This window comes from Paenibacillus sp. SZ31, from assembly GCF_012912005.1.
GTDB lineage: Bacteria > Bacillota > Bacilli > Paenibacillales > Paenibacillaceae > Paenibacillus.
Window position 1 is genome coordinate 350,925 of record NZ_JABBEA010000002.1, and the last position, 19,784, is coordinate 370,708.

At 45.4% G+C, this 19,784-nt stretch carries 18 protein-coding genes; 1 reads left to right on the forward strand and 17 read right to left on the reverse strand.

Features of this window, described 5'->3' with window-relative positions; translation table 11 throughout:
* Positions 1-252 precede the first annotated feature (252 nt).
* Positions 253-1,434: an adenosylhomocysteinase gene (locus tag HF638_RS06200; RefSeq protein ID WP_169479412.1), complete on the reverse strand. Its 1,182-nt coding sequence runs from the start codon at positions 1,432-1,434 to the stop codon at positions 253-255.
* Between the two features lie 181 nt (positions 1,435-1,615).
* Between HF638_RS06200 and HF638_RS06205 the strand changes: the two genes are divergently transcribed.
* On the forward strand, positions 1,616-2,287 hold the full coding sequence (locus HF638_RS06205) for a Crp/Fnr family transcriptional regulator (protein WP_169479413.1): 672 nt from the start codon (positions 1,616-1,618) through the stop codon (positions 2,285-2,287).
* Between the two features lie 87 nt (positions 2,288-2,374).
* Here the strand turns inward: HF638_RS06205 and HF638_RS06210 are convergent, their stop codons facing one another.
* From HF638_RS06210 to HF638_RS06285, 16 genes are all read right to left on the reverse strand, one after another.
* Positions 2,375-2,923, reverse strand: coding sequence for a carboxymuconolactone decarboxylase family protein (locus tag HF638_RS06210; protein ID WP_169479414.1), 549 nt, complete (start codon positions 2,921-2,923; stop codon positions 2,375-2,377).
* A 58-nt stretch (positions 2,924-2,981) separates the two neighbouring features.
* On the reverse strand, positions 2,982-3,764 hold the full coding sequence (locus tag HF638_RS06215; RefSeq protein ID WP_169479415.1) for an ABC transporter ATP-binding protein: 783 nt from the start codon (positions 3,762-3,764) through the stop codon (positions 2,982-2,984).
* On the reverse strand, positions 3,761-4,582 hold the full coding sequence (locus HF638_RS06220; RefSeq protein WP_169479416.1) for an ABC transporter ATP-binding protein: 822 nt from the start codon (positions 4,580-4,582) through the stop codon (positions 3,761-3,763). Before HF638_RS06220 ends, HF638_RS06215 begins: the two co-directional genes overlap by 4 nt.
* The gene (locus tag HF638_RS06225) at positions 4,579-5,589 is read right to left on the reverse strand and encodes an ornithine cyclodeaminase family protein (protein ID WP_169479417.1); all 1,011 of its coding nucleotides are present in this window, start codon (positions 5,587-5,589) and stop codon (positions 4,579-4,581) included. The genes HF638_RS06220 and HF638_RS06225 overlap by 4 nt, the downstream gene beginning before the upstream one ends.
* A gap of 65 nt (positions 5,590-5,654) precedes the next feature.
* Positions 5,655-6,494, reverse strand: coding sequence for an ABC transporter permease (locus HF638_RS06230; protein WP_169479418.1), 840 nt, complete (start codon positions 6,492-6,494; stop codon positions 5,655-5,657).
* An 18-nt stretch (positions 6,495-6,512) separates the two neighbouring features.
* Complete coding sequence (locus HF638_RS06235; RefSeq protein ID WP_169479419.1) at positions 6,513-7,430, reverse strand: ABC transporter permease; 918 nt, start codon at positions 7,428-7,430, stop codon at positions 6,513-6,515.
* Between the two features lie 50 nt (positions 7,431-7,480).
* Positions 7,481-9,031 (reverse strand): ABC transporter substrate-binding protein, encoded by a 1,551-nt coding sequence (locus HF638_RS06240; protein ID WP_169479420.1) that lies wholly within the window; start codon positions 9,029-9,031, stop codon positions 7,481-7,483.
* A gap of 24 nt (positions 9,032-9,055) precedes the next feature.
* A complete protein-coding gene (locus tag HF638_RS06245; RefSeq protein WP_169479421.1) occupies positions 9,056-10,081 on the reverse strand; it encodes a M14 family metallopeptidase in 1,026 nt (341 codons plus the stop codon).
* Between the two features lie 366 nt (positions 10,082-10,447).
* Positions 10,448-11,413, reverse strand: a complete 966-nt coding sequence (locus tag HF638_RS06250) for a diguanylate cyclase domain-containing protein (protein ID WP_169479422.1) — start codon at positions 11,411-11,413, stop codon at positions 10,448-10,450.
* Positions 11,406-12,041, reverse strand: coding sequence for a chemotaxis protein CheC (locus HF638_RS06255; RefSeq protein ID WP_169479423.1), 636 nt, complete (start codon positions 12,039-12,041; stop codon positions 11,406-11,408). Before HF638_RS06255 ends, HF638_RS06250 begins: the two co-directional genes overlap by 8 nt.
* Positions 12,031-12,405, reverse strand: a complete 375-nt coding sequence (locus HF638_RS06260) for a response regulator transcription factor (protein ID WP_169479424.1) — start codon at positions 12,403-12,405, stop codon at positions 12,031-12,033. The genes HF638_RS06255 and HF638_RS06260 overlap by 11 nt, the downstream gene beginning before the upstream one ends.
* Positions 12,406-12,658: 253 nt before the next feature.
* Positions 12,659-13,561, reverse strand: coding sequence for a carbohydrate ABC transporter permease (locus tag HF638_RS06265; RefSeq protein ID WP_169479425.1), 903 nt, complete (start codon positions 13,559-13,561; stop codon positions 12,659-12,661).
* Between the two features lie 12 nt (positions 13,562-13,573).
* Complete coding sequence (locus HF638_RS06270) at positions 13,574-14,539, reverse strand: ABC transporter permease (RefSeq protein ID WP_017688458.1); 966 nt, start codon at positions 14,537-14,539, stop codon at positions 13,574-13,576.
* A 111-nt stretch (positions 14,540-14,650) separates the two neighbouring features.
* On the reverse strand, positions 14,651-16,306 hold the full coding sequence (locus tag HF638_RS06275; RefSeq protein WP_169479426.1) for an ABC transporter substrate-binding protein: 1,656 nt from the start codon (positions 16,304-16,306) through the stop codon (positions 14,651-14,653).
* Positions 16,307-16,444: 138 nt separating this feature from the next.
* Positions 16,445-17,986, reverse strand: coding sequence for a response regulator (locus HF638_RS06280; RefSeq protein ID WP_169479427.1), 1,542 nt, complete (start codon positions 17,984-17,986; stop codon positions 16,445-16,447).
* A 13-nt stretch (positions 17,987-17,999) separates the two neighbouring features.
* Positions 18,000-19,784, reverse strand: a complete 1,785-nt coding sequence (locus tag HF638_RS06285; protein ID WP_169479428.1) for a sensor histidine kinase — start codon at positions 19,782-19,784, stop codon at positions 18,000-18,002.

Sequence of the window (19,784 nt, forward strand, 5' to 3'; positions counted from 1 at the left end):
CATAAGCAAATAATAGGGTTCCCTATTAGATATATTTGTTAAGGGGACGATATGTCTTTCTCCTAATTTAATAAAATCCAAAAAAGCCGCTAATTTAGCGGCTCTCAATTGGGCCAATATTGTGGTACCAACATTAATCCTATGGTTTAATATTAGCTTGCTTCCCATCAGGAGCCACCGACTCATCGCTCGTCTTCACACCCCTGCGCTTCATAGTAAAACAACACCAAAAATAAAATTAACATACTAACTCTATTGAATAGAGTTCATAAATAGCTTACTAACTTGACTATCAATATCTTTCGGTACGGGTTGCAACCCATGTTGCAGTGATTCCGCATTCGTAATAATGCGATAGGCAGAATAGGATATCAGTGCAAATCCCATGTCCATAATCTCAATGGGATTACCGTCAGCTCCTGCCAAATTAAGAGGGTTTGCATGATGAAGCAAATAGATACTTTTCTCTGCAAACGTGATTCGTTCGATACCTTCTTTCACGACTTCAACGGATTGAGAAGCTTGCTTGATTTCTTCCACATTGATTTCAAAACCGTAGTGCCCTGAGTTTGCAAGAATAACTTTTTCTTTGAAGTAAGGGATATGCTGCTCGGTTATGACATTAAAAGATCCAGTTGCCGTAATGATCACATCCGCTTCGGGGATTAATTCGTGCAGTTCCCCAACCCAATGCCCGTCTGTTTTTGCATTTAAGAGATTAACAGGATTCATGTCATAGACTAACGTAATCGCACCTAATCCCCGGAACTTTTTAGCAATGCCGCTACCGCAATATCCGTATCCCACAACAAGAACCTTTTTCCCTCCAACGAGAAGACTGGTTGTGCGCATGAAACCATCTACAACAGACTGTCCAACACCCAGCGCGTTCTCAAAAGTCTGCTTCAAGGGCGAGTCATCAATCACGATAACGGGATAATCAGGCTGTACCCCACTCTTCTCAATCAGCAACCTTCCTGTACGTGTCTCTTCGTTTGCACCAATTGGGTTCCAATCAGGTTTCAGTTCATCGTGAGCAAGAATCAGGCTTGCACCATTGTCGAGGAAGAGATCGATTTTATGTTCCATGACCATCTGTAGGTAACGTTTGTGATCGTCATAACGATCTCCTTCTTTCGCTAAAACCGTGACATTAGGTAGTGATGCCAGGTATGCTGCGGTATCCTTCTTCGTTGTTCCAAGACACCCGACCAAATAGATATGTGCAGCCCCACTCGCTAGAAGACCCTCTACCCAGAATCCCGTTTTGGGCTCAATATGCATACTGATCGCGATAGTCATTCCTTTAAGGACTTGCTGCTCTTGAAACAATTGATTCACTTCTGTGATCAAAGGCATTCTCTCTCTAAACCACTGCATTCTCACTAACCCCGCACTAGCCAAACTTTGATCATCAATAATACTGTTCATCATAAGTTCCCCCTATGTACCACTCCGTTGTTTTATAATTCGAGGTAAGTATAATATTTAAAAAGGACTGTCAATAAGGACAAATGTCCGCCTTTTGGAGAGTACATCAAATAATTACTTTGTGTATGATGATCGGGAGAAAATGGTTGATCTAAAATAGTTAGTAAAGGAGTCCTCACGTGTTATGCCCATAAAAGTCAACCCTGATATCACAGCAGCGGTCCTCAAAGCAAATTTACAGGAAATCATTACCGATGAAGCTTTGACCAATCTGCAAGTGAAAATGTATAAGAAAAACGAGACGGTTGTCGTCTCAGGCAACGAATTGCAGTACTTTTATATCGTAATTGAAGGCAGGGTTGCCATTCACAATTATTCTGATCAAGGAAACGTAGCCGTTGTCGATTATGTAGAAAAAAACGGAGTGTTGGGTGACTTGGAATTTTTTCAACAATGCAATTATCTTCATACTGCTGTCGCTGTTGTACCGTCAACCATTCTACTGATCCCTTTGCAGATTGTACATTCGCACTTGACCAAATCAGTCACTTTTTTATCGCATATGTGTACGGTTCTCACGGATAAACTCATGAAGTCTTCAGTAAAAAATGCAAGGTCATTGTTATATCCTGCAAAAAATAAACTGTGTAAATATATTCTGCAAACCTCGGAGAAATTTGAATCAGCAACGATTCCTTTTGTCATGAAAGATATTTCAAGCATGATGGGAATCTCCGATCGACATATTAGAAGATTGTTAAGCGATTTAGCCCAGGAGCAGATCATCATTAAGGAAAATAGAACAATAAAGGTGTTGGATATGGAGCAGTTACATCGATATTCAACCGATTTCTAAATCGTTTTGCCCCAAGTAAAACAGTATCCAGTATAAGCAAAACCACCTCATTACCGTTTCCGGTTGAATGAGGTGGTTCTAAGTGAATCAGGACTTGGCAGGAAGTATGTTTTTGTCGAATTCCACTTCGAACAGATACTCATCCAGATCGACCTTCAAGGCTTCGTTGAAGATGTTGGAAGCGATCATTTTGCATCCGACCGTGGTGATGAGTACGATCTCTTCCGATGTGAACTGACTTCTTAATCTGTCGTATATGGATTCATCGATGGTGTTTGCGTTGTTAACCAGCCCACGACCGTAATCGATCAGCACCTGTTCAATTTCAGTGAACTCGAACTCATTAAAACTGATATTCAGATCCCGTAGAAGCTTGGCGTGGTACGTGGAGCAAACCAGACAATCATTTTCAGTAGAAATGGCATAACAGTAGAAATAAATGGCGCGGCTTCCAATAATCTTTTGTAATTCATTGCGCACGGGATAAAATTCCATTGCATCGAAGGACGGCATGGAATACAGCAGCGTTTTTACCATATTGGTTACACGACTGCCACTTTTGATCCGCTCATCAACGAAATTCTTGGCTTCCTGAGTCATCTCTTCATATTGTAATGCAGGTACGACACTGCTCATATTGGGGTTCCTCCTCTTATTCGATTAAATGTTATGAATTGTACGATCATGTGGATACTTATTCGAAACGAGGAATCTCGATTCGTGGGATCGCCTGAATCAGCGTCCGTGTATAATCATGCTGTGGCTCATGGAAAATACGTTTGGTCTCGCCCTCTTCCACGATTTGTCCATCTTTCATGACCATTACGCGGTGCGAAATGCTATAGATTACTTCAAGTCCGTGGGCGATAAACAGATAGGAAAGTCCTTTCTGCTGCTGGAGAGTTTTCAACAAATCCAAAATTTGAGCCTGAATCGTCATGTCCAGCGCCGAAGTCGGCTCATCACAGACGATGACAGCTGGTTCCGCTGCAAGGGCCCTGGCGATCCCCACCCGTTGACATTGCCCACCGGACAGTTCTCCAGGATAACGGGTTCTGTACTCCCTTGGCAGTCCTACATCGTCCAGCAACGCATCAACACGGCTGTCGATCGCTTTAGGACTCAGTTGAAAGTACAGCTTCAGTGGTTCAGCCACAATATCTCTGATCCTCCATCTTGGGTTCAGGGAGGACACCGGGTCCTGGAAAACGTACTGGATGCTGCGTCTGTCGGAGCGAATACGCTTCGTCCCGCTCAAGGATTTGTCCCCCAAGGCAATCGTGCCTGATGTGAGAGGAATCATGCCAGCGACCATTTTCGCAACTGTTGTTTTGCCACTTCCGGATTCGCCAACAATGCCCAACGTCTCCCCTTGCCGAAGATGAAAGGATACATCACGAACAGCCGCAAAATCGGTGCCGCTCCGCGTGCGATATACTTTATTCAGTCCCTGTGCCTCCAGTAGGGGTTTGTTCATGATTCCACCCCCTCAAAATAAATGCGAGGCATGCTGTTTAACAACTGCTTTGTGTACGGATGTTCAGGACGTTGGAATATATCTTCCTTTGTACCCTCTTCCACAAGATTCCCGTGCCTCATGACGATAACCCGATCAGCAATCTCGTGAACAACACCAAGGTCGTGGGTGATGAACAGTACGGTCATACCGTATTGTTTCTTCAGTTTTTGGATCAGTCGTAAAATCTGTGCTTGCACCGTTACATCCAGCGCTGTGGTCGGCTCGTCAGCAAGCAACAGATCTGGTCGTGATGACAAGGCCATCGCAATCATCACACGCTGCCGCATGCCACCAGATAGTTGAAACGGATATTGCTTCACGACCTCGCCTACATTCCGGATTTCCACTTGAGTCAGCCATGATTTTGCTTCTTCAAGCGCATTCTTTTTACTGATCCGCTTAGGGGCATGCAGGCGAATCACATCCACCATCTGCGTTCCAATCGTATAGACCGGATTCAGTGCACTCAAGGCATCCTGGAACACCATGGCGATTCGTTTACCTCGAATACTCTCCATCTGTTTCTCATTTAATGTCAGCAAATCTTGACCGTCGAACCAGATATGTCCGTGAGTATATTCCGCGGTAGGTCGTGGCAACAGTTGCATAATCGATTTGGCGGCAACACTTTTGCCGCTGCCAGACTCGCCGACAAGACACAGTATCTCGCCTTCATGAATGTCAAAAGATATCTTATGGAGCACATCGGTGTGCTGATCCCCTTTGGTAAATCGAACACCTAATTCTTCCATGCGCAGGAGTTTTGGTTCTGTCATATCTTTCTCTCCTTGCTAAGATCGAATTGCTCCAAGTGTTCTCCCGCTGACTCCATCAGCCGTTTCAACGCTTCGTTGGCAAGCACAAGATCGAATATGGATAATCCGAACGCGTTAAACATGGTTTTGCGACTTGGATGCTGTTGTTTTGCTTGATCTGGCTGGGCTAAAAGAGTTTCCAGCAAAGTCACCTTCCGGACAATATCAGGTGACTTACGTGCAAGACCGAACAATGACTGGCTGCTGGATGGAACACCAGCTTCGTAATCATCACACACGATATCATCAAATGACTGAATAGCTTCCGAATCAATATCGCGCATACCGACATGAAGGTACAGATGCCCCCGAACAAAATGTTCCGCACGCAGATAAGGTTCAGATGCTGCCGTGGCACCGACCACGACCTCTGCGAAATCAAGATGATCTGGCAAAGACACGTGTACACGGGCTTGAATGCCTCGCTCTCTGAGTATACCTGTGTGTTGTTCCACCAGTTGCTCTGCATGTAGAGGCGTTCGACTCCACACGTGAACTTCCTTCAGTTCAGGCATGAACGGTACGATACTGCGAAGCTGGTGACCGGCCTGATAACCCGAGCCGCAGACAAGTAGCGATGATGCACGCGATCCAGCCAAGGTTCTGATGGCTGTAGCGGAGACCGCACCTGTGCGCAGACCGCTGATCAACTCTCCCTCCAGAATGGCAAGGGGTCTTCCCGTTGCCAGATCATTAAGCAAGACGACCGGGTGGGTATATGGCAAGCCGTGGTCCGGTTGTGGCACATGTGAAGTCCATTTGAGGCCAGCAACTCCCTCTTCTGCCAGATACGCAGGCAAGGAATAGAATGCTCCCGCTTCTCTGGCTCCGGCAGCCAGCGCAACCTCTTGGGCACTAACAGCTGTTCCCTGCGCCTTCTGTCGGAAGGTTCGCTCGATCAGACGCTGCGTAACGATGGGATCTGCAATGCCGCTCTGTTCGATGCGTTCTCGCGATATAAAGTACACGCTCTCCAGCCTCCTTTCTGTGATGATTCAACCATTTTTTCTGTCCGTGGACATCAATCCCTCGTTCATCGTAACTCAGCTCTGTCCCTAAGCCAATCCCCGAACAAGTTAATGGTCATGATAACTAATGCAATGGCCAGACCAGGAATCGTGGATAACCACCATGCCGAGCTGATATAACTTTTGCCATCATTGACCATACCGCCCCAGGAAGGCGTGGATACATCGATGCCTAGCCCCAGAAAGCTCAATGCTGCCGCGAGCAGGATCATATGTGACATCTGTAAGGCCGCCTGCGTCGCAATGGTGTATAGTGTGTTCGGCAAGATGTGCTTCGCCATGATGTTGATACTCGGCACGCCCATCGCTTTAGCCGCTTCGACATACTCCAATTCTTTCAGTGACAGTACTTGACTACGAACGACGCGAGCAAATGTCACCCAGCCTGTCACTGCAAGTACGATGACAATATTGGTCAACCCCGATCCGAGCACGGCCACCATAACGATGGCCAGCAACATGCTTGGAATAGACATCTGAATGTCCGCAAGACGCATTAATATCGCGTCGGTTTTACCTCCGAAATATCCAGCAACGATACCGATCACGCTACCCAGCACACCGGAAATCACTACAGCGATGATACTGATCCAGAGCGACAGCCTGCCACCATACAGCAATCTGCTGAGCACATCCCTGCCCAACTGATCGGTCCCCAGCAGGCTCGTTCCTCCACCTGCACTGTAAGAGCTCAGTGGAGAAATGAGAATATCTTGCAACGATTGCTTGTACGGATCAAACGGTGCGAACAGCGGGGCAAACACCGTCAGCGCAAAGATGACGGTTAACGAACCTATGCTGGCAATGCCCTTGGCATTGGCGCGGAGCAAAGATCGTTTTTTCATGGATATCCCCCTCTTCGTTTAGTGCACTTTGATTCTAGGATCAATGCGGTGGTATATCAGATCCGTCACCAATGTAATGGCAATATAGATGACACTAATGACAAGAATACTTGCCTGCACTAGTGGGAAATCGCGGTTGCTGACACCTTGGATAATCAGTTGTCCTACACCCGGCCAGGAAAAAATCGTTTCCGTCACGACTGCACCAGCGATCATGACCCCGAATTCCAGACTGATGACGGTAATGACCGGAAGAAACGCGTTTTTGAGTCCGCGTTTCAAAATCCGGCTTGGTTTGGAGAAGCCTTGGGCCTGACTTGTGATCATATAGCCCTTATCCATGACTTCAATGAGTGATGCTCGCATGGTTCGAGCAATGGGTGCGATTGGGTATGCTGCCAGAGTCAACGCTGGTAATATAATTGATTCCAACCCCCGGTTGCCTGAAGTCGGCAACCAGTGAAGGTTAACAGCGAAGATCATAATCAACACGATCCCGATCCAGAATACCGGTAGCGATTGGGTTAAGAAAATCCAGGTATTGACCACATAGTCAATCCAGCTGTTTTTCTTGTACGCCGACACGATACCTGCAAGCAGTCCGACAGTGATCGCAATAATGATGGCGAACATGGCAAGATCAATGGTTGCGGGCATGCGTTCCAGCACCAGTTTCAGCGCGGATTCCTTGTAATATAGGGAATTACCCAGATCACCAGCAAACAGGTTTTTCAGATAATCAATGTACTGCATCCAGAGGGGCTGATTAAAGCCAAGGCTCTCCCGAAGGGCGGTCACCTGTTCTTCACTGGCTTCGGGTGGAAGCATCAGGCGTGCGGGATCACCCGACAACCGGATAATGAAAAATACAAGGGTTGCCGCGCCGAGGACTGCAAGTACCGATTGTCCCAAACGTTTCAGCACGTAATGCTTCAATGGTTAACACTCCCATCCGGACTTGGCCAAACACCGTTGACGCTTCCGATTTACTCGTTACTAGCTGCAATGGTAGATACCGGAATGGAGCCGTCTACGCGACCGTCCCATTTCAAACGATCTGCCACGCCATAATACTGGTTCTCCTGGTACAGGAAGACACGTGGTGCATCTTTCAACACTTCATCCTGAATTTCCTGGTAAAGTTGTTTACGCTTATTCTCGTCTGTAACGGACCGTGCCTCATCCAGCTTTGCGTCCACGTCTGGGTTCGCGTATGTCGAGTAAGACTCCCCGGAACGAAGGATCGCATAGATCGCCGCATCTGCATCCAGTGTGTTGGTGCTGCTCCAGCCAAGAACGTACATGTCGGATTGCTTACCTGCAGGTACAAGCGTGCGATATACCGAACTTTCCACATTGTTGACTTTGATGGTCACACCAACGGCTTTGAGTTGTTCTGCAATGACTTGTGCTACATCTGTGTTTTTAATGTACCAGCCTACCGTATCCAGCGTTGCGGAAAAACCATCTGGGTATCCTGCTTCAGCCAGCAGTTGCTTCGCTTTCTCTGGATCGTACCCGTAACCTTCAGGCTCGCCAGCGTATCCGAAGTCTTTCGGACCGATCAAGCTGTTGGTCTGAACAGCAGCACCCTGAAGCACTTTGTCCACGATGGATTTCACGTCGATTGCATAGTTCAGTGCTTGTCTTACTTTTGGATCATCAAAAGGTTTCACATCGGTTTTGAAGCCGACATAGACGGTGTTGCCTGCTCGTTCCACAGTGGACAGACGCGCTGTAGATGAAGAATCAATCTTCTCGCGATCTTCCGGTGATACGGCTGTGATAAGATCTACCTCATTATTCAGCAGTGCACTTACACGTGTGGAAGCCTCAGGGATGGAACGGAAAGTTACCTTTTTAACAGCAGGTTCTCCGCCCCAGTAATCAGCATTAGCTTCTAGAACAACGTTGCTGCCTTTGTCCCAACTTACGAACTTGTATGGACCTGTGCCGACCGGTTTTTGAGCAAACTGCTCTTGTCCGACTTCTTCGGCATATTTTGGAGGCACAATCTCAGTTGGATAACGGTTAAAACGCGTAGGTACGAGTGGATCAGGCTTCTTCGTCACGACGTTAATCGTATGTTCATTCACCACGTTCACTTCTTTGATTGTGGAAACATAACTGGCAGTCGGTGCATTGTTCGCCGGATCAAGAACGCGATCAAGTGAATATTTAACCGCATCGGCGTTAAACGGCTCACCGTTGGTGAACGTTACACCTTCCCGTAGTTTGAATTCCCACGTGGTGTCATCGACTTGGCTCCAGCTTGTTGCAAGTCCTGGCACGAGCTGTTCATTCTCGTCCCGCTTGACGAGTGTATCGAAGATGTTATCCACGACTTGTGCATTTTCGGTGAGAAATCCAGGATCAAGACCGTTAACGTCGAATGCCCGCGCAATTGTGATCTCCAGCTTTTGTGCTGGTGTTTCACCGGCGACATCTGGTTCGCTCCCCGATTTGCTTGTGGTTGAGCAGCCTGCGGCAATTACAGCCAATAAGGTAAGGCTCAGGAGAAATTTGCTCTTTTTCATGATGTAAACCCCCGTTTGTTTAATTTATGTTAATTTGCCCAGCATGACCGCATAACCGCCGTTGTGGACGGTCGATGCTGCATGGATGGATAAAATGACACCATGTGCAATAGGACAGATTATAGAATGCTCTTCTAGTTCCGGGTATGACAATACGCGGATCAGTTCTTCACCCTGTCTGACGATATCCCCGGCTTGCCGGCTGAATGTCAGAATACCACTCTTCAAGAACCTCAATTCAGCAATCTCTCTAATCTGTAATGGTTTGCAGTTTGCTCGATAGGTTTCGCTCTCTTTCTGTTGCGGATCGGCTGTATATGCGCCGAGTTGATCCAGAATCAAGCGAATATTATGAAAGTGCGCATGAACGGCGGTGTCTGTCCAACGGTTGCCACCTCCGCTCTCCAGCAGTACTGCCGGGATGCCATTTTTGCAAACCTCGTTGATAAGCATGCCTTTGGCCTCATCGTGACAGATGAACGTTGCTGTCAGGGGTACCTGGCTTAGCGCAGCCATGCTACGATTGAACGCGCCATCGTGATCACTGGCAACCATTGCGAACGGACATACATCAAGCCAGCGACCTCCCCCATGCAGATCAATCAAAAAGTCGGCATGTTTTGTAATGTGATCAGCCAGCCACTGACCATAACGACTGGAGTATGACGCTGGGTCAACATTTTGACCAAAAACCCGATTCAGGTTGACACCATCCAGCGGACTGGCGTTGGTCCCTGCGAGCAAGGCCGTAGGGTTAGTGACAGGACATACTATCAGATTCCCACGCAGCTCTTCTGGCGAGATATCTGCCAACAATCTGGCACAAGCTACAATTCCATCATGTTCATCCCCATGTAACGCGGCCTGAATCCATACGGTCGGTCCAGTCTCATAACCCTTAACAAGAAACAAGATGATTGATTGCTCCTCGTAAGTTTCGTTGATTCGGGATACGGTCGCGACAGGTTGCTGTGCGAAGGCCTCCTCCAAATTGTCAAAAACATAATGAGTTGCCGCAAAACATGGTGTCTCGGATGGGGATTGCTGCATGTAGATTTAACCGCCCTTCTATAACCAAGTATTCTTGTATGAATTGTAAAATTTAATTGATCCTATCAAACGATAAGTCTTTATGTCAATGTCATATAATGGCTGTTAACCACGTTATATGTCGAATAAATGGCGGAAATAAACGATTGATATCGATTACAAAAATCGTAGATTATGATCAAAACTCACACTGCTCCTTAGATTTTTTTTCGTTGAACAGGAATTGCATACAAAAAAGCACCTGCCCTTTGAAATACAAAGGACCAGGCGCTTTTCAGTTTAGGAGAAAACGTATTTTTTCTTATGTTAATTGTATAGACAAATAAAGTTGCTATGCAGCAACTTTAAGAAATGACATATTTATGTTTATTCATTACTTTCTGGTTCAAAGATCCCGTATCCGTTCTTTCCGTTCTTCTTAATCTTGTACATGGCTCGATCCGCATGTCTCAAAAGTTCGGAAGGTTCCTGTCCATGCTTTGGAAAAAGGCTTATGCCAATACTGATCGAAAGGTTGATATAATTTCCGGCAATCTTGAAATGGGTACTGAATGCCGCTTCCAATTGTTTGGCGATGATTTCAGCATCGTGATCTTCCTTCAGGTGGCTTAATATGATGAACTCATCCCCGCCAAGCCGCGCCACAGTGTCTGTCGTTGGAATCGTTTCGCTTAATCGCTTGGCCATCTCCAGCAACACTTGATCACCAACATCGTGTCCATATGTATCATTCACTTGTTTGAATCCGTCAGCATCCACAAACATGACAGCAAGCTTGCTATCACTTCTTTGAGCATTGCTGATGGCCCATGCAAGACGGTCATTATAAGCAAGACGATTAGGCAGACCGGTAAGTGGATCATGCAGGGACATATGCTTGCTGATCTTCTCGGAAATTTTGATTTTGGTGTACTCGGTCTCAAGCTCCTTAATCAGGTTTTTAAGTTTATATACCCGGGTGTTCATGTTTGTCATATCAGTAATCTGAATTAGGGCATAACAGCGATCTTCCTGATAGAGCGGTTCAACATGCATATTTTGTCTGATTAAATGTTCATCCTCGCCTTCATTAGGGAGAATAAACGCTTTATGTAAAGCGCTTGAGCAAAACCTGCTCTGACCATGATACAGCGCATTTTGCAAAATATTCAGGTAAACATTGGACTTAAAGCGTGGACACACTTCAAGCAGATTCTGGCCAACGACTTCTTCCCTACTCTTGCCAGTAAGGCGTTCCAACCAGCCATTCCACACCACAACTTTCAGGTGTCTATCGACAATCATAATTCCCATATTGGCTTTGTTCAAAGCTTGGGATACGAGATTACCCATGGTCTGCCTCCAGCAAAGCGTCCATTTTGGCCAACAGGCTCGATATGGAGTTCATACTTAGCGCTATAACAATAATGCCTGTCACATCGGTATCGGCAAGTAAAAACGATGTGTGCAGCACCAGCACATACACTTCATTCTGCAACAGTATTTGTTGATCTGAATTGGTAACATAGATTAGCTCAATATCAGGCAGTACATATTCCAGTTTGATCTCCAGGAAATTTCCGAATTCTCCAATAATGGCATTAAGCAGCACATTACTAACTTCTTTTAGCACGTCCAGATCGGTATCCATCAAGCTCGGATCATCCGGTATAATGGTCTCACCCAGTTCTCCAAGGCAGATATTGGCCAACACTTTAGCCTGCTCAACAGGAAACATCAGAAATGCTTTTCCCTGAAATTCGTAGCCAAACTGTAAAGACGATCTGAACAGGTGACCTTCACTGAAGAAAATGTTGTATCTTCGATCTCCAGGATCAACATCTGATATAGAGATCAGTTCCACTTCCGGAATATTCAAAACGATACGTTTGTCTACAATCTCTGACAACATGTTAGCCGCTTGTCCCACGTAAACGTTCACAAGTTCGGTAAGCAGATCCTTCTGCATATCATTCAGCATAATAGGCCGTCCGAATCATTTGAATTAATGTAGTTGCTTTTTCCGCTGTTAACGGTTTATTCAAAAATCCGGAGATCCCCAGATTCTCTACTTCATCCCGAGTCGTCTTCTGAATATCTGCAGATAAGATAATAATCTTGACTTTGCTATCCGTTTCTCGAATCATACGCAGCATTTCTTGTCCGTTCAAGCCAGGCATCAGCAGGTCGGTCGTTATAAAATCAGGTCGAAACTCCTGAAATAGGTTATATCCTTGCTCTCCATTGCTAGCAATCTGAATCTCGCATTCTGGAATATGATCAACAATCAGCTTTCGAAGCAATTTCTGTACGAATATGGAGTCTTCCACAATTAATACTTTCATTTTCTCTTCAATCTCCTCAATAAAATGGTAAGAGTTCGGGATTGTCAGGCGCTTTTCACAGTTCTTGAGAGACTGACTGGTGAATCAATTAAAATATAAATTATAGTAACTTTAAATTAATTGTCAACAACATTATTGAATAGATTAGATTCGTGTACAATGGATATGGCATGCTCTGCAGCTTGAAAAACATAAAAAAAAACGGTCACCATCGTGACCGTTTTTGATCAGTTATTTGCAACTGCCTCTAAGTTTACTCTTTTACCCCGCCAAGCTGCAAGCCATGAACAAAATACTTTTGTAAAAATGGATATACGACCAAGATTGGCAATGCGGCTACAATCGTAATCGCAGCCCGGATAGATACGGGTGTGACCATGTTACGCGCAGCGCCGAGATCTGCACCATTGGCAACAGCTGCACTACTGTTGGAGTTCATGGAAGAAGAAAGTAATTTCATCAACTCATATTGCAGCGTGCTCAGATTTTGCTTGGAAGACGCATACAGAAACGTATCGAACCACGAGTTCCATTGACCGACTGCAATAAACAGTGCAACAGTAGCCAGAACTGGTTGGCACAGCGGTAGAATAATGGAAATGAATGTTATGAAATCTCCAGCACCATCAATTTTGGCGGATTCGATCAATCCCTCGGGTAGTGTCTGGATATAGGTTCGAATAACAATCATATTAAAGGCACTGATTAGCCCAGGAATAATGTACACCAGGAAGTTGTTTAACAAATGCAAATCTTTCATTAGGAAGTAAGTTGGAATAAGACCTGCACTAAAATACATCGTAAGAACAACTGTAATGGTAATGGGCTTTCGTAATATATAATCTTTTCGGCTTAGTGTGTAAGCCAGCATGGAGGTTAAGAATAGACTTAAAACTGTCCCCAAAACCGTTCTCGCCACAGATATACCAAAGGCGCTGAAGATGGTCCCTCCTGCAAATACTGCTCTGTAGTTTTGATCTGTCCATACCCGAGGCCACAGATATATCCCACCCCGGATGGTGTCATTACCGGCATTGAATGATACGGCGAGTGTATTCACAAACGGATACAGGGTAACAATCGCGATTGCGATCATCAGTATACCATTTAACGTATGGAAGACAATCGGTTCAAGCCGAGATTTATTGATTCCCATCTCTAGTCCCCCTTATATTAATCGGTCTTCCCCGAGCCGTTTGGAAATTGAATTCGCCGCAAAGATCAGCGTGATACTAACTACTGTTTTGAAGATACCTGCCGCAGTAGCCAAAGAATAGTTCCCGATCTGTAGTCCGTATTTCAGGACAAATATATCTATCGTCTGTGACCAGTCCACAACCACACCATTACCCAACAGATACTGAACTTCGAATCCAGCTTCCAAAATCCAGCCCATATTCATGATCAGCAAAATGATAACAATGGATTTGATTCCGGGTAAGGTCACATACAGCATTTTCTTATATCGGTTCGCACCATCAATCTCTGCCGCTTCATAGAGGGAAGGATCGATAGACGTGATGGCCGCCAAATAAATAATGGCATTCCAGCCAACTTCTTTCCATACATGGGATGCGCCTACAATGCCCCAGAAGTATTCCGGAACGCTAAGCCACATGATAGGTTCTTGAATGATATGCAGCTTCATGAGCACCACATTCACAATTCCACCATCTACAGATAGTGAACTTGCTACGATTCCTGTCACAATAATCCATGAGAGAAAGTGAGGTAAATACGATATCGTTTGAATGGTTCGTTTATATAACTTATGTTTGATCTCATTAAGTAAAATGGCAAATATAATTGCTGTCGCAAATCCGAGCACCATATTGATGACGCTCATCGCAATGGTATTACGAAGCACGTTAAGAAATGCATCGTCTGTTAGCAAAAACTTGAAGTGTTTGAGCCCGACCCATTCCTGCTGCGTGAAACTCTTCGCAGGACTGTAATTCTGAAAGGCCATAACCCAGCCCCAAATGGGATAATACGAGAATACGAGAATGTACGCAACGATGGGCAATGACATGAACATGAGTTGTCTTTGTCCACGCAATCGTTTTAACAGTGGTGCTTTGGGAACAACTGTACGGGTGGTTTGCTCTGGTATGGCTCCAGGCGTGTTCGCCATCTTTCACTCCTCCTATTGGCTTGCAGCGACTTTAAGCATGATGTCCTCGGAAGGCACTCTCCTGAGTAATCCTTTGGTTGATACCTTCCGAGAGAATCATTGCCGCATTTTTTATTTAACAGACCAGTTCTCGATTCTCCATTTCAATTGTTCATTTATTCGATCTTCATACGATTTCACATTAATCTTCTTGTAAGCGTCTACATATTCGGTCCAAATGTTATCAAACTCATCCGGTTTTGACATGATCGCTTTAGGCAAGAATTTCAAGGAAGTATCTGTCATTTGCTTGTTCGCTACCGCAGCATCAGAGCCTTCTTTCAGATCGACCTGCCATGCTGGATAGTACACTGGATTTTCTGGTGCAGGAGAGAAGAAGTCACTCCACGTTTTGAAGCCATATGCATCCAGAAGTTCTTTATCTTCCGGTTTGAGGTTGTCATAGAATTCCTCAGGTTGGTTGATCGCTCCAATTGCATTGCCATCTTCAAATGTTCCTTCGAGCTTCGGTGCAGCAGCGTAGAAACCTTCAGCTTTGTTAACCAATCTCCATGCTGGATCATCCTGCTCTGTCCGTTGCTCTGGTGTACGATAGAATCTTCCCTCTTCATTCACTTGATAATCTACACCCTCTTCACCCCATGACAGGAGCTTCTGGTACTTCTCGTCCATAAGCTTATCGAGGAATTTGATGAGTGCGACAGGGTCTTCGGCATCTTTACTGATACCAAAACCATTGTTCAAGTTAATGACCGGACGATCCAGATAATGATCTGTAATACTTGTATCATAGACAAGCGGGAAGCCTACGTATGTCTGGCCAATTTTCCCCTGTGCTACGAGTGGGTCTTCGCCGGCTTGGAAATTCCAGTGCTGGTCGAACATACTAAGCACACGTCCTGATGAGATTTTGGCCAAGTATTGATCGTAGTTCTGAACAAAAGCTTCTTTATCCAGCAATCCATCATTATACAATGTGTTCAGTTCCTTATAATACCGTTTGGAGATGTCCTTGTCGGCAAAGACACTCGCCACTCCATTCTCGTCTACAACTACACCGCCATCATTGGGATGGCCCGTAAGATGCTCTGGTGGATTAAGCAATGGGAACGTCCGCCAGTCAGAAGCCAGTGTAGTAAAGCCAATCGTCGGTTGACCATCAATAGTCGGATTCTTGGCTGCGTAGTCACGGATCAACTGTGTGAATTCATCCAGCGTTTTAGGCGTCGGATACCCAGCATCCTTCAGTATGGACTTCTGAATCCAGAAGGCAGGGCCAGAATAGTAGTTACTAATGAACTCTCCTGTGTACACACCATAGTTAGGCAACCAGTAAATATGTCCGTCACTGGAGTCTTTCATCCGGTTCCAATCTTTACCGAAATGCTTCTTCAGATTGGGTGCGTGCTCCTCGATCAGATCTTCCAGCGGAATGACCGCTCCGGCTGAGACCAATTTGGTGTCTGCTGTGATCAAGTCAGGGAAATCACCCCCGGCAATCATAACGCCGAGCTTCTGTTGAAGATCACCTACCAGAAACTCCATCTCAAGATTGACGCCGAGTTCATCCTGGATCTTCTTGTAGATTCGGTTATCTTTAGCTGGCGCCTGATTCGGCGTTCCGATAAAGGCCGAGATGTTCAATACCTCTTTACCATCCGGTGTAGTCGCTTTCTCATTGTCACCACTGCATCCTGCCAGTGCCAAACTTAAAGCCAGAACGAGTGATACGGAACCCCAAAGCTTCTTTTTCTTCAGTCCCCCCATGTACTTGCCCTCCTTGGAATTGGTATGTCTTACTGTTTTTAGTATGAAGAAATGTATGCGGTTACAAAATATATACATTTAAGGTCCTCCCCCCTTTAATTGCAGGTCTTATTCAAGGGGGTTCTTTTCTTGCGCAGATCACGTCGCGAATTTTTGCCTGTATTCCAAAGGTTTCATGGCTGTTCGTTTTTCGAAGTGTCTGAGAAAATGTTGGTAACTGCGATACCCTACCTGTTCTGCAATCGCACTCGATGTCTGATTCGTCTCCTGAAGCAGACGCCTCGCTTCTTCCATTCGCAGGTCATGCACCACTTCTATTACGCCCTTGCCGTACTTGCGCAAGAAGGATTGACCTAAGTGGACCGGATTCATGTAGAATCGTTCTGCGAGCTCCTGGATCGTAAAGGTATCCCTGTAATTCATCTGCACATATTCAGCTACCTTGGCCTGAATGCCCCCAACTTGCCTCTCACGGAGAATAAACAGTTCCGATTTGCACTGCAAACAGAAATGTTCCAGATTGCTAGCAACCTCTTCTATATTTCGATGACTCTTCTCCAGAATGCGGCTCGCTGATTCGTTCATCAGTACATTAGGCTCTCCTCCCAATTCCTTACATAGGGATAGTCCGCGGAACATAATGTGTGTGCAGAAAATATGTACAATCTCTGGCGCAGCCTTCATCTGCAGTAACAGATCAAAGACATCACGAATGGATCTTGAGAGTTCATCTACAGATCCGTTCTCAAGCAGATCGGTAATACGATCAACCTCTGACATGGTTTCCGGATCAAACTGCCACTTCTCCAGCTCGATATCTTCGGCAAACAAAAGACACTCTTGATTAAAAAACAAATAACGTCCAACTTCCTGTGCGGAGTGGAAGGATTCAGACAAATGTTCCAGATTGCTGACCGTTAATCCGGCAGCGATATGAATATCTTCGCAACCGTTATTTTGCAAGTTGATTAATAAGCGCTGGGTAAAAGCTTTAATTGCTTCAGATCTCCCGGTTCTGCTAGGAGCCTCCTCCCCCCATACAAATCCTAATGAGTCTCTTGTTTTGTCTATTACATAACAACAGGTTGATCCTCCAGCCGTTTGTTCCGCAACTGAACAGGCCTCCTGAATATCTCCCTGTAAAGTAATCCGCAGATAAGTCCAATGGGACTTATTTAAATGAGGAACGATCTCAGAGATCTCCTGCTCCGATATATTTTGTTTATCCCTGATCAGTGTGGACATAAATGCTTTGATCTTTTGCACCTTTGCATGTTCCCGAATACGCTCCTTTTTTTCACGTTCCTGCAACTGTAGACGGAGGCGTTCCAACATCTCCTCTGCTTCTGTACTGTCAACCGGCTTGGTTAAATAGTTGGAGACACCTAATCGAATAGCTTGTCTGGCATAATTAAAGTCACTGTATCCACTCGTGATGACAAACAGCACGGATTCATGTTCCAAACGTCGTGCTTCTTCGACCAGCTCCAGCCCATTCATGACAGGCATACGAATATCTGTCACCACGAGATCCGGTCGGTCTTGTTGCATCATGCGAATGGCTTCCTCCCCGTTGGCACATACACCTCTGATCTCAAAACCATGCTTTTCCCAGTTGATCAGAAGCTGTAACCCTTCAATGGCATACGGTTCATCATCGACTAACAGCACTTTATACATGAGAGTTTACCTCCTATTTCTTCTGTTGCAGTCTGGAGATCGGGATGCGGTACCCCGCGATGGTCTCTTTACCCGGTACACTGCTTAGATCGAAGATCGCATTCCCTTCATAAAAGAGTTCCAATCGACGATAAACATTTCGAAGTCCTACATGCTCGCCATTTCCGGGTCTTTCAGAACGAATATCTCGCAGGAGCTCGGTTAATCTCCCTGCATCCATACCGATTCCATTATCGATCACCTGAATAACCAGTTCAGAAGCGTTTCGACTCGCCGTTATCTTGATCTGTCTTCCATTTTTTCGCGCCTGCAAGCCGTGTTTGCAGGCATTTTCGACGAGCGGTTGAATACTCATGCGGGGAATGAGCAACGAAGCTGCATCAGGATCAACCTCGAAGGTGTAATCAAACAGTTCTCCAAAGCGAAACTTCTCAATCTGGAGGTACAGGTTCGTAAATTGAAGCTCTTCTTGCAACGGAATCAGATTGTCAGAATGACTGAGCAGTTGTCTCATCAGCTTGGACAGACTTTTAATAATCTCAATGACTTCCGTGTATCCATTCTTCGTACTAACGACCAGCAGCGCATTCAATGTGTTAAACAAGAAATGCGGATTCATCTGACTTTGGAGCATGGACAATTCGGTCCTCACCTGATCCAGTTCCAAATCTTTTTGACGGATTTCCAGTTTATACACATCATTGATTAGCGTATGGATTTTACCAATCATGATGTTGAACGTACGAATAAGTCCGCCAATTTCGTCGCGGCCCTCCTGAATTTCAATCAGGTCGAAACGTTCATTGCGAACCTTCTCCATATGTCTGGAGAGCTTGCGTATCCGGTAGTGGTAGGAACGCAAAATAATGTAGATTAACACAGACGGAACCACGATGCTTATGGCGAGTAACCCCAGAATTGAATTACGGGCTTCTTGCAGCAAATGGTCAAGGTGACGCGTATCGGCAACTCCAATCAACTTCCAGCCCTTCAGGTAGGCTAGATTACCCAACGATTTTTCGAGTGCATAAGCAGAATTTCCACTTGCCTTGGTTATCGAATCGTCGTCAATAGTTTGGGACAAGTCGGAGTCACCGAACTCTCCGCTTGAAACGACAGTACGATTGTTGCTGTCCACCAGGCGCAGCTGAAGACTGTCTGATTCACGATTTAAAATGCTATATATCCGGCTAACTTCCAGATCAATCTTGGAATACTTCGCATAATTCGCATACGAGGTATAGGTATCCATTTTGCCAATCACACTGATCCTTCTTCCGGCGTTAAATCCGGATGGTTCAATATAGTCCACGACCAGAATGCCGCCGCTGGTAGATTTCAGCTGTTTTAATCCGGGAAGATTATTCTTGTCATTCATCACGATATAATGGCTGCCGGTCTGAATGGTATCGTTCTTGGTATAGATGCGCACCTCCAAAATATTGGCCGACATATAACGTGTTAATTTATCTCGCAGAAATGCATGGTACTCGTTGTAATAATCCACAGGGGAACGATAAGTTCGATCAAGTAGCTCATAGAGTGAATCGTCTGCTGCGATGATTCGGCTCAGAGCTACGCTCTCATCAATCATGCCCAGCAGTTCCCCGGCAGCCCTGTCGATAGATTTTCGCAGATTTTCCTGTTCTCGAATTTTGATGTCAGCAGAGGTTCGTTGATAGAAGAAGATATTAATCGTTATTACCGGAAGGAGTATGCTAAGTACATAAATAAGCAGAAATTTGGATCGGAGAGGAATATCATTAACGTTACGGAACATCCAGAATTTATGGCGCAT